Origin of the sequence: Paraburkholderia kirstenboschensis (assembly GCF_904848585.1) — a bacterium.
GTDB classification, from domain to species: Bacteria; Pseudomonadota; Gammaproteobacteria; order Burkholderiales; family Burkholderiaceae; genus Paraburkholderia; species Paraburkholderia kirstenboschensis.
Genome location: NZ_CAJHCR010000002.1, coordinates 91,839 through 103,417, shown reverse-complemented (window position 1 = coordinate 103,417; position 11,579 = coordinate 91,839). Strand labels below are relative to the sequence as shown.

The 11,579-nt window shown below is 60.5% G+C and carries 10 protein-coding genes and 1 pseudogene; 2 read left to right on the top strand and 9 right to left on the bottom strand.

The annotated features are described in order from the left end of the window. Window positions 1-34 precede the first annotated feature (34 nt). Together JMY24_RS07160 and JMY24_RS07155 are read right to left on the bottom strand one after the other, a co-directional pair. On the bottom strand, window positions 35-328 hold the full coding sequence (locus tag JMY24_RS07160) for a TFIIB-type zinc ribbon-containing protein (protein WP_128597737.1): 294 nt from the start codon (window positions 326-328) through the stop codon (window positions 35-37). A 68-nt stretch (window positions 329-396) separates the two neighbouring features. After that, window positions 397-1,149: a TerC family protein gene (locus JMY24_RS07155; RefSeq protein WP_128597736.1), complete on the bottom strand. Its 753-nt coding sequence runs from the start codon at window positions 1,147-1,149 to the stop codon at window positions 397-399. A gap of 132 nt (window positions 1,150-1,281) precedes the next feature. Between JMY24_RS07155 and JMY24_RS07150 the strand changes: the two genes are divergently transcribed. After that, complete coding sequence (locus JMY24_RS07150) at window positions 1,282-2,163, top strand: LysR family transcriptional regulator (protein WP_128597735.1); 882 nt, start codon at window positions 1,282-1,284, stop codon at window positions 2,161-2,163. Here the strand turns inward: JMY24_RS07150 and JMY24_RS07145 are convergent. The 3 genes from JMY24_RS07145 to JMY24_RS07135 all read right to left on the bottom strand — a co-directional run bounded on the left by JMY24_RS07145 (window position 2,136) and on the right by JMY24_RS07135 (window position 4,996). Continuing rightward, window positions 2,136-2,597, bottom strand: coding sequence for a tellurite resistance TerB family protein (locus tag JMY24_RS07145; RefSeq protein WP_128597734.1), 462 nt, complete (start codon window positions 2,595-2,597; stop codon window positions 2,136-2,138). The genes JMY24_RS07150 and JMY24_RS07145 overlap by 28 nt on opposite strands. 388 nt (window positions 2,598-2,985) lie before the next feature. Next, entirely contained in the window at window positions 2,986-4,317 is a 1,332-nt protein-coding gene (locus JMY24_RS07140) for a carotenoid oxygenase family protein (protein WP_128597733.1), read from the bottom strand. 16 nt (window positions 4,318-4,333) lie between these two features. Further along, window positions 4,334-4,996 carry a DUF2239 family protein gene (locus tag JMY24_RS07135; RefSeq protein ID WP_128597732.1) on the bottom strand — a complete coding sequence of 221 codons (663 nt, stop codon included), beginning with the start codon at window positions 4,994-4,996 and terminating at the stop codon, window positions 4,334-4,336. 110 nt (window positions 4,997-5,106) lie between these two features. Here JMY24_RS07135 and JMY24_RS07130 point away from each other — a divergent pair. Beyond that, window positions 5,107-7,209, top strand: a pseudogene (locus JMY24_RS07130) (Tn3 family transposase); the annotation flags it as partial. 93 nt (window positions 7,210-7,302) lie between these two features. Here the strand turns inward: JMY24_RS07130 and JMY24_RS07125 are convergent. The 4 genes from JMY24_RS07125 to JMY24_RS38290 form a co-directional block, all read right to left on the bottom strand. Beyond that, on the bottom strand, window positions 7,303-8,739 hold the full coding sequence (locus JMY24_RS07125) for an aspartate aminotransferase family protein (protein WP_201701674.1): 1,437 nt from the start codon (window positions 8,737-8,739) through the stop codon (window positions 7,303-7,305). Window positions 8,740-8,779: 40 nt separating this feature from the next. Further along, window positions 8,780-10,114, bottom strand: coding sequence for a glutamine synthetase family protein (locus JMY24_RS07120; RefSeq protein ID WP_201701673.1), 1,335 nt, complete (start codon window positions 10,112-10,114; stop codon window positions 8,780-8,782). A gap of 61 nt (window positions 10,115-10,175) precedes the next feature. Next, the gene (locus JMY24_RS07115) at window positions 10,176-10,946 is read right to left on the bottom strand and encodes a gamma-glutamyl-gamma-aminobutyrate hydrolase family protein (protein ID WP_128597731.1); all 771 of its coding nucleotides are present in this window, start codon (window positions 10,944-10,946) and stop codon (window positions 10,176-10,178) included. Between the two features lie 321 nt (window positions 10,947-11,267). Beyond that, complete coding sequence (locus JMY24_RS38290) at window positions 11,268-11,489, bottom strand: hypothetical protein (protein WP_236597343.1); 222 nt, start codon at window positions 11,487-11,489, stop codon at window positions 11,268-11,270. Between the last annotated feature and the right edge of the window lie 90 nt (window positions 11,490-11,579).

The window sequence follows — 11,579 nt, the reverse complement described above, 5'->3', positions numbered from 1 at the left end:
TCGAAGCCATACATGTACCCACGGGCGTGAACGCTTAGTCGAAATCGAACACGTCGAAAATCGAGCGCTTCTTCTTGTGCGTTCGATAACCCGAGCGATGATCTTCGTACCGGCGGTCGGTGTCGTAAGCACGGTCACGATCCCGGTGGTCATCGCGGCTCGCCCGCGCCGCACTGCGCAGGTCGGTGTCTGCGGCGTCTTGCGCGATCAGCTTGTCGAGCTCGCCACGGTCCAGCCACACGCCGCGGCAGTTGGGACAATAGTCGACCTCGATCGAGCGGCGCTCGGTCATCAGCAGGTCGGTCGTCTTGCAAGCAGGGCATTTCATGGTGTCGCTCCTCTAAAGTACAAGTACAAAGACGCCGGGCGCCCGACTGGACACGCCGCCCATTCCAGTCATTCGCCGGTAACCATCGCGTGTTTCGTTTTCGCGCGGCGCACCAGCATGTTCACCGCCTCGACGAACGCGGAGAATGCCATCGCCACGTAGATATAGGCCTTCGGCACATGCGTTCCAAAGCCCTCGGCAATCAGCGTCATGCCGATCACGAGTAGAAAGCTCAGCGCGAGCGTCACAATGGTCGGATTGCGGTCGATGAAGCGTGACAGCGGGCGCGCAGCGAACAGCATCGCCATGACGGCGCTGATGACGGCGAGAAACATGATCGGCATGTGATCCGTCATGCCGACAGCCGTGATGATGCTGTCTACTGAAAACACGATATCGAGCACCAGGATCTGGCCGATCGCGCCGGCCACCGTCAATTGAACGGTGCTGCCTGCGCTGCTGCGTTCCTCTTCCGCGTGAACCACGTGGTGATGCATTTCACGCGTTGCCTTCCACACGAGGAAGAGGCCACCGCCGAGCAGAATCAGATCGCGCCACGAGAACGCGTGGCCGAGCACGGTGATGGCGGGCGCGGTCAACTGCGCGATCCATGCAACCGTACCGAGCAGCCCGAGTCGCAGCCCTAGCGCGAGCATGATGCCAAGACGCTGCGTGCGCGCGCGCTGTGCCTCAGGCAGCTTGTTGCTGAGGATCGAGATGAAGATGAGGTTGTCGATGCCGAGCACGATCTCCATCACGACCAGCGTGAGGAGAGCAACCCACGCGGCAGGGTCGGCAGCGAGTGTGAGGAGGGTGTCCATGGTGTTCGTCTGCTTATGATTGAATAACGGTGGAATAGCGATCATGATCGCCGCGCGCGGGAATCGGATAAACCAGTGTTAATCTGATCGATAGATCGGTTTTTCCGAAGTTCATCGTTACGGGCCACCTACATGCTCAACTACCGTCACTTGTACTATTTCTGGATCGTCGTGAAAGAGGGCGGCTTCGCGCGCGCGGCTGAGCGGCTCGATATGGCCGTCCAGACGATCAGCGCGCAGGTGCGTGAACTTGAAAAGTCGATTGGGCGGCAGTTGCTCAAACCCGCTGGCCGAGGCGTCGCGATGACGGAAGCCGGCGAGACCGCGTTTAGTCGCGCAGAGCAGATTTTCCAGCTAGGTGAGGCGTTGCTCGATGACATGCACGAGGCGGGCGGAGAGGGCGTGGCCCGGTTGGCGGTCGGCCTGTCCGACGGTATGTCGAAGCTGGCGGCGCACGCGCTGCTCGCACCGGTGCTCGGCACGCCGTCGCTCAGGCTCTTGTGTCACGAAGGCGAGCACGCGCAGTTGTTATCCGAACTTGCACTGCACCGGCTCGATCTCGTGCTCGCTTGCCAGCCGGCGCCGCACAACTCCGACCTGCGTGTGCTGAGCCAGCGGCTCGTCGGTTCGCCGGTGGACTGGTACGGCCCTGCTGAAATCGCGCGCAAATCGGCGCGCGTGGGGTTTCCGCAGTGCCTTGCCGACTTGCCAGTGCTCCTGCCAACGCGCCATGCCGCGTTGCGTGGGCGGATCGACCGCTGGTTCGATTCGCAGGGCATCCGGCCACGCGTCGTCGGCGAATTCGAGGACAGCGCGCTGATGGCGGTGTTCGCCGCGCGCGGCCTGGGCGTATTTCCGCTCGCTGAACTGGGTGCGGAAGATCTGTCGCTGCTGCGGGGCTTGCGCTGGCTTGGCCGCGCGGACGGCGTGATCGAAGAGATTCACGCTATCCGCTCGCGCCGCGGCCAGCATCACGCGCTGGCTTCTCAGGTGGTGGCCACTGCGCGCCCATAAGTGCGCAACGCAGGCGACGTGAACCCCGCGCGGCGCGAGGCCGGTTGCAGGTCATGTCCCCATGCGTTGAACACCGCAGCAAGCAACGCAATCTCGCCGTCGGCCAGATAGTCGTCTGCGACCGTTACTGCAACACATAGACGAATGATCTTGCGACGCAACACGGGATCGTCGATTTCGTCAATGAGTGTCGTAAGCATGGCCGCATCCAGGCGGCCCATTGGAGGCGCGGACGACATCTGCGCAATCGAGCGATCTTCGCAGAGCGTCTGCACGATGTGCGCGAATTGCGCCGGCGCGAGGCCGAGTTCGCCCGCGATGTTCAGTTTCTCCAACACGCGTTCTTCGGAACTGCACACATGGCCGTCAGAAGTGAGGGCCAGCGCGACGATACGTGCTGCTGCCTGGGGGCTGTTACGCGGATAGGTTCGCATGATCGGGTCCTTTCGTAGACGATGTCCGTGTTGAAGTGAGCCAGTCTGCGGCAATGCCGGAATCGGATAAACCTGTTAATCGCGAAGTTTTGGTTCGAAAAACCCGATGCTTCGCATCGTTGTCAATCGCGGCGCGGGTCGTGCTTTAGGGGTTTGAGGCGCAGTGGAACGGAAAACCGGGTTAAGCGTGAGTGCTCGCCGCGTGTAGCGGAAAATTCGCTTCCCAAAAAGAACTCACCGACGAGGGCTGATCTCGGTCGGTCACGATGGTCGCAAACCGGACCGAACAGCGGACCTGCGCGTCACCTATGCAGTGTTTCCAGCGCCATTCCAGATTCACGCATCATCGGCTAGCGCACGTCGCCGTATCGGTACCTCTTCGTCGTGCTTAGCCGATTTTTGGGAGCCATGCTCCGTGGAAGCCTGCTGGAATTCGTCTGGGCAACCTTACCGTAGCTATCGGATCACTTGCGATATTCCGGCCGTCAAGGATTACCAGGTCACTGGTATCGGTTGCACGGCGATAGACGCAGACGAGCAGCCAGCCGTCATCTTCATCTGAGGCAGTGGGCTGCGGCACGAATATCGGCTCGCTATTCTGGTCACCTTCTGGAACCCTAAATCGCTGCTTCGCACCGCCCTCAAGGTCGTAGCGAACAACACCGCGAATCTCTGTGTTTGTTGGCTGCTCCGCAGCGTAAAGATACCGATAGGGACGACCTGTTCTGCCTTCGTTGATGCGAGGCAGCTCGATGCCGGCATCATCGAGCTGTTTTTCGGTCACGGTTCCCTTGTCAAGGTCAATGACGTAGCGCCATAGGAATCCGAGCGGGCTGTCCTCGAAGCCTGCTCCGCTGCGCGCGAGTCGGAAGCCCTCAGGGTATCGAACAGCATCCAGGACAATAGTCGATTCATTCGCGTCGTAGGCATTCACCACATGCAGGATGAAGCAGGGCGTTACGTCGAACCAGCGCATTTCGCCGCCGTGACGAGGGATGACGCCGAGCCTTGATTTTCGATCGTCGTGCCAGCGCAATGGCATACGATAACCGCGGGCTAGCATCGAGAAATCATATGTGACGCTAAGATCAAGCAGGATACTGTAGGTAGCGGTAATCGCCATGTCGTGCATCATGGACGGAGACGACAGGTCGATTTCAATGTCGACTCTTTGCATTCCTTCCGAATCCGTCACCCCGTACCGCAACCACGGCCTTTCCCAGTGAGCCCGAAATGCCATCAGTTCGCCTGTCTGCGGATCGACTTTGGGATGGGCCGTCATTCCTCCTGCCAGTCCCATGTGACGACGGGTTGCCCCGAGGAAATCGAGTTCAGCTGTCATGGCGAGAGGGGCGCCTCCCTCAGCAAGCGCCAATATTTCGCCAGCATGATGGAGGACGTTGACATTCGGATTCGTATCGAGCAGAGAGCGTGCGATATCCGGAGCGTGCACACGCGCCCATCGCTGTGTGCGAGCCCAGCGGTTGCGATAGCTCGTCACACGCCCCTCCTGAAATGAGATCGCGTGCAGCATCGCGTCTTCCGGCCACCAGGACAACACATCGTTTCCTTCGAAGTGGCCACGCAATGGGTTTGGGCCATTGCGCACCAATACACCGTTAAGTTCCTGTGGGATCGTTCCTGCAACGGGTAGATCAACGAGGTCGATTTCATCGGTGACGGGTGCTGTTGCGCCCGTGTTTAAGTCGAGAGCGGTCATGTTTGTATTGTCTGAATCAGAGTGTTGACGGGAAGGTGTTGCAGTCCTCCCCGAAGGCGAGCGCGATCGTGTGGTTGCGCACGTCATCGGGCCACGCGCCAATTAGTTCGCGAAAGCGTGGTTCGTCATTCGCAAAGAGCGCGCGCGTAGCCTCTTCAAAACCCGGCATGTCTCCGGCCATGGCCGACATGAAATGGTAAGCACGCTCATGCGCCCGGCGGCATCTGTCTTTCTCGCCACGTGTGCGTCTCGCTTCTTCAACCAGTTTGCGCAGCGCCACGGAGGCACCGCCGGGTTGCGTCGCCAGCCATTCCCAATGGCGCGGCAGAAGGGTTACCTCGCGCGGTACTACGCCTAGCTTCGGACGGCCGCGACCACGGGGCTCGCCAACGCGAGCATCTGCGCCGACGTGGGCAGGAGCAGCCTGATCGGGCCGTTCGGATAGTGCGGCTTCTGCATCCTTGCTGGTTGCCGGCGGTTGTGCCAGGCGAGCGACCACCTCCTCATCCGAACCCCTCGTATCAATGTCGACCGAGCGCCCGGTGGAGTCATCGAAGATCAGGACAGGGTCGCTTGCCCCACTTTCGATTGCCTGCTTGACCACCAAGGCGACTGTATGCGGAGAGCCCGACGCGATACGTCGATGACCATTAAAGGCTGTGTAGGAACTGGGAAACATGTCTGTCACGGTATTGACCTAGGCGCTGAAGCAACACGCTATTTATATCCGGATATAAATAGCGTGTCAATAATATCCGGGTATTAATCGCTACCTGACAGGGTTTTCGATTGCTGGAAGCGCTCCTGCGCGAGCTGTTCGGCGATGCTATCAAGGCCGACAAGAAGGCACGGCTGCACACCCTCAAGGATCTGGATCAGGCGGCGGCGACCCTCGCCCACGCGTGTCAGATGCTGCTGGATACCGGGTTGCCCGATGCCGAGCTGCGCGCAACGTTGTTTGAGAAGATTCCGCGTGACACGCTCATGCGAGCACTCGAAGGCGTCAACGCCCTGATCCGGCCGGCCGACAATGTGTATTTCCAGGAGCTGGATGCCAAATACAGGTCCGTGCGACGCTACCTGCCGGCGTTGGTCGAACACATCCGTTTCGGCGCGAATGCTGAAGGCAAGCCGATCGTCGCCGCCTGCGAATGGCTGCAGGCCAACATGACGCGCAAGAACCCCGGTAACGATGCTCCGCGCGAAGTGGTCAGCAAATCCTGGCAGCGGCATGTTGTGAATGAAGACGGCACCGTTGACTTCCATGCGTACACGTTCTGCGTGCTGGAAGAGCTACAGATTGCCCTGAAGCGCCGTGACGTATTCGTAGCGCCGAGCTGGCGTTATGCCGATCCACGTGCCGGCCTGCTGGAAGGTGCTGAATGGGAGGCTACCCGCCCGATCATCTGCCGGACCCTCGGGCTGTCGGCCGGCCACGAGCCGACGCTGACCGCCCTGGCAACCGAACTGGATCGGACCTACCGTGCGGTGGCAGCCAGGCTGCCCGACAACCCGGCAGTACGCTTCGACATGGCTGGCGACAAGCACGAGCTGGTGCTCAGTCCGCTGGACAAGCTGGACGAACCGGCTTCACTGCTCGAGTTGCGCAAGAAGGTGGCCGGCATGCTGCCGCGCGTGGACCTGCCGGAGCTGATTCTGGAAATTGCCTCGCGTACCGGCTTCACCGACGCTTTCACCCACATCTCGGAACGCACCGCGCGCGCGACCGACCTGCGCATCAGCCTGTGTGCAGTGCTGATGGCCGAAGCCTGCAACACCGGGCTGGAGCGGTTGATCCGCAACGACGTGCCGGAGCTCGAGCGTGACCGGCTGTCCTGGGTAGATCAGAACTACCTGCGAGACGACACGCTGACGGCGGCGAATGCGACACTGGTCGCCGCACAAAGTCGTCTTGTGCTGGCTAATTTGTGGGGTGGCGGCGAAGTGGCGTCGGCCGACGGCATGCGCTTCGTGGTCCCGGTCCGCACGGTGCACGCCGGCCCAAACCCGAAATATTTCGGCGTCGGGCGCGGCGTCACCTGGTACAACCTGCTGTCGGATCAGTTCTCTGGCCTGAACGATATTACCGTTCCCGGTACGTTGCGAGACAGCCTGATCCTGCTGGCCGTAGTACTCGAACAGCAGACTGACCTTCAACCAACGCAGATCATGACGGACACCGGCGCCTACAGCGACGTGGTGTTCGGACTGTTCCGCCTGCTCGGCTACCGCTTCAGTCCGCGGCTGGCCGATGTTGGTGGCACGCGTTTCTGGCGGTTCGATGCCCAGGCCGACTACGGCCTGCTTAATCCAGTCTCGGCGCATCACCTCAGTTTGCAGAAGATCGAACCGCATTGGGATGACATGCTGCGACTGGCCGGCTCGCTCAAGCTCGGCCGGGTGGCCGCTACCGGCGTTATGCGCACGCTCCAGGTTGGCGACCGGCCGACGCGACTCGCGCAAGCGATCGCTGAATTCGGACGCATCGACAAAACGTTGCACATGCTGACCTACATCGATGACGAAGCGAAACGCAGAGCCACGTTGACACAGCTCAACCGCGGCGAAGGTCGCCATAGCGTCGCGCGTGCTGTTTTTCACGGCAAGCGCGGCGAACTGCGCCAGCATTACCGCGAGGGTCAGGAAGACCAGTTGGGCACACTCGGCCTCGTGCTCAACATGATCGTGTTGTGGAACACGATTTACATCGAGGCAGCCTTGAACCAGTTGCAGGGGGAAGGCTACGTGGTAGAGGATGCCGATGTGGCACGGCTATCGCCACTGTTGCACGAGCATATCAACATGCTGGGGCGGTACTCGTTCTCGATGCCCGAAGCGGTGGCCAAGGGTGAGTTGCGACCCTTACGTGATCCCGCAGACAGTGACTCGTGAAATTCCTTAACCCGGTTTTCCGTTCCACTGCACCTCAAACCCCCTTTACCGGCATGCGTGCAATGCGTTTACCCATGCCGGTAGGACCTAACGTTAAGAAATGCCGAGTTGCTGTGCCGTCGCGTCGATCGCCTTCTTGGCCTTCGAAACAAGTTCGTCGATTTCCTGTCTGGTGATGACGAGCGGCGGCGACAGCAGCATACGGTCGCCGCTCGCACGCATGATCAGATTGCCGTTGAAGCAGAAGTCCCGGCAAACGCCGCCCACATCGCCGCCATTGGCAAAGCGTTTGCGCGATGCGGGCTCTTCCGCGAGCTGCAATCCCGCCACGAGTCCGGCACCCGCAATCTCAACGACAATCGGATGGTGCGCGAAGGTGTCGCGCAGTTTCTTCTGGAAGTAGGGTCCCGTATCGGTCTTGACGCGTTGGACAATCTTTTCGTCGCGCAGCAGCTTCAGATTTGCTACCGCAACGGCGGCGGCCACCGGATGGCCCGAGTATGTCAGGCCGTGATTGAACTCGCCGTTTTCGACAATGGCTTTGGCGACCCGGTCGTTCAGCCCGACCGCGCCCATCGGTACATAACCGCTCGTGAGCCCTTTCGCCATTGTGATGAGATCGGGCTCGAAACCGAAATGTTGATGGGCGAACCATTCCCCGGTGCGGCCGAAGCCGCCAATGACTTCGTCCGCGACGAGCAGAATGTCGTACTTGCGGCAGATACGCTCAATTTCCGGCCAGTACGTTGACGCCGGAAAGATCACGCCGCCCGCGCCCTGGAAAGGCTCACCGATAAACGCTGCCACGTTTTGCGCGCCTATTTCAAGGATCTTCGTTTCGAGTTGTTGCGCCCGCGCCAGCGCGAACTCTTCCGGTGTCTGATCGCTTTTCGCCTCGCCGAAAAAATATGGCTGATCGATATGCACGATGTTCTCGACTTTCGACGGCATCTGCTCGTGCATATACTCCATGCCGCCAAGCGTGCCGCCTGCGATTGTCGAGCCGTGGTAGCCGTTCTTGCGGGAAATCACGACCTTCTTCGAGTGCTTGCCTAGCGTCGCCCAATATCGATGGACGATACGCAGCACCGTATCGTTGCCTTCCGACCCGCTATTGCAGTAGAAGAAGTGATTGAACGGCTCCGGCGCAAGTTCCGCAAGCAAAGCCGATAACTCGATTACTGGCGGGTGAGTGGTTTTGAAAAACGTGTTGTAGTAAGGCAATTCCTGCATTTGCCTGTACGCCGCATCGGCGAGTTCCTTGCGCCCATAGCCGACATTGACGCACCACAGGCCCGCCATGCCGTCGATGATCTTGCTGCCTTCTGAATCCCACAAGTACACGCCGTGGGCTTTCACGATAACGCGACTGCCACTGCGATTGAGCGCGCCCATATCGGAGAACGGGTGAATGTGGTGCGCGGCATCGAGCGCGCGATACTCGGCGGTGCTGCGTTGCTGCGCGGTGGGTGTGCTTGCCGCCGGTTCGGCGGGTTGCACGTAAGCAATGTCTTCCGTTCTGTAGCTCATACTGCCTCCAGTTTTTCTCACATCTGCGTTCGCGTTCGCCTTAAACGTGCAGCAGCAGATGCCGGCGTTCCCATGAACTGATCACGCGAAAGAACGCTTCGTATTCGGTCTCTTTTAATGCAAGGTAGGCCTGCACGAACTTGTCGCCGAGTACTTCTGCAATGGGCTCGCAAGCGCCCATTAATGTCAGCCCCTCTTCGAGATTGCGCGGCAGTTGGTACGGCAACTCATATCCGTCGCTCAGCAGCGGCTCGGTAGCTTCGAGCCTTTGTGTCATGCCGAGGTAGCCAGCCGCGAGCGTCGCCGCTATGGCGAGATACGGGTTGCAGTCCACGCCAGGAATACGGTTTTCAATGCGGCGCGCGGCCGGCCCCGAGTGCGGAATGCGGAAGCCGACTGTGCGATTGTCGTACCCCCACGCGACATTGATCGGCGCGGCCATGAAGCGCGAGAGGCGCCGATACGAGTTGATGTACGGCGCAAAAATCGGCATCAACGCGGGCGTGTATTTCTGCAAGCCCGCTATGTAGCTGGTGAAGAGCGACGTGGGCTTGCCGTCGGCGCCGGTAAAAAGATTGTGGCCGGTTTCCCCGTCGACGAGGCTTTGATGCATGTGCATGGCCGAGCCCGGCTCGCTTTCCATCGGCTTGGCCATGAAAGTGGCGTACATCTTGTGACGCAATGCCGCTTCGCGTACCGTGCGCTTGAAGAGGAACACGCTGTCGGCGAGCTTGAGCGGATCGCCATGCATGAAGTTGATCTCCATTTGCGCGGCGCCCACCTCATGAATCAGCGTATCGACTTCCAGTTCCTGAACCTCGCAATACTCGTAGATGTCTTCGAAAAGCGGGTCGAATTCGTTGACGGCTTCTATCGAGTAGGCCTGACGTCCTGTCTCTGGGCGCCCCGTGCGGCCAATGGGCGGCTGCAACGGCAGATCGGGGTCCTTGTTCATATCGACCAGATAGAACTCGAGCTCGGGTGCAATGACCGGCTTCCAGCCCTTCGCCTTGTACAGTTCGAGCACACGGCGCAGCACGCGGCGGGGCGAGATGGCCACGGGCGTGCCGTCGAAGTGAACGCAATCGTGAATCACCTGAGCGGTCGGATCGACGGCCCATGGAATCATCCGTATCGTGCTGGAGTCGGGCACGCACACCATGTCCGGGTCGGTGACACCGGTTAGTGTGCCGTCGTCCGGATAATCTCCGGTGACGGTCTGGATCATCACGGCCTGCGGCAAGCGCATGGACTCGCCCGACTCGAACTTGCTGCGCGGAATGATCTTGCCGCGCGCAATCCCCGCCATGTCCGGGATGATCGCTTCGATTTCGGTGACGTGATTCTTCTTCAGAAATTCGTCGATGTCATACATGATTTTCTCTCTGTATTGTTGCGCTCTCGCGCAGGCCTGCCTGGCGGCGGCAAGCGGGGTGTCACTGCCGGCTCGCGTGTTTGCCACGCATGCGTTCGCGGCACGCATCGCCGAACGCACGAAAGATCGCGGTGGAGAGCGAGTCGCTCGCATGCTTCCACTCCGGGTGCCACTGCACGCCCAGCGCGAAAGCGCGCGCACCGTTCACGCTCACCGCTTCGATCAGTCCGTCCGGCGCAGTGGCTTCGACCACGAGACCCATGCCCAACTGCTCGATGCCCTGGCCATGCAAGGAGTTCACGCGTGCTTCGTTTGCACCGCCCGCAAGCCGCTGCAACAAGCCACCTTGCGTAAGCGAGACCGTATGAGACGGTGCGTATTGCAGGTCGAGGCTCTCCGCCTTGTTCTCGCGATGGTCGCTGAAGCCCGCGATCGCGTGAATGCGTTGATGCAACGTCCCGCCGAACACCACGTTCATTTCCTGCAAGCCACGGCATACGGCGAGCACCGGCACGCCCGCCGCAATCGCGGCACGCAGCAGCGGCAGCGTCGTCGCATCGCGGGCCGCGTCGTGCAGCGTGCCCGACACACTGGGCTCGCCGCCGTAAAGGTGCGGCTCGAGATTCGAATAACTGCCGGTGAAGAACAGACCGTCGACAGTGGCCAGTACATCTTCCGTGGACTGACGCTCGCCCAGCGCAGGCAGCAGCATTGCCAGCGCCTGCGACCCGTCGACGATTGCAGCAATGTATTTCTCACCGACCACGTGCGAAGGATGAGCGCCTGTCGTCGTTCGATCGGCAGTAATGCCGATTAGAGCTTTGTTTCGCATAACGAATTGACGTGTTTGTTCAGTCGCGGGACGCAGCAGATGCGCGACGCAGCATGAGCACCGTAAATGTCAGCGCGGCACCAGTCCACAGCCAGACGCGACGCGTCAAGCCGCCGGAGCAGGGCAGGCGGTCGTCGTCAACGGAACGCGCCGCGCGTGACGATCAGGTTGGCCGTTCGATAAGGCCCGGTGCGATGCACAGCCGGGCCGACATGTGCGAGACACGTGGACGGCATTGAGCACCGCACATGCGCAAACGCGCGGCTCAAGCGAACGCGCTCGCGCAAACGGACGAACCCAACGGCGAAAAAGAGGGAGGCGCTAGGGCAACAGCGAGGCGACTTCGTCCGTACGCACAGCAATGAAGGCGCGGGCGGAGATAGAGTTGTGACGTCGAACCGAACGACGCGAAAGGATTGTGAAGACGGACACGAAGCGGCGGAACGCAAGGCTGCCGCTGCTGCCGTCGGCGATGGCGCCGTCAGCGCGAGGACAACTCGCCTGACTGCGGTTCCATCTCACCAAAGGGCCACGGACTCTCACGATTACACTCGACTGGCAACGTTGAAAGTATTGAACGGCCTGCTCATTCGCACGGGGCGTTTAAAGAAACAGGACGTTGGGATGATCGCC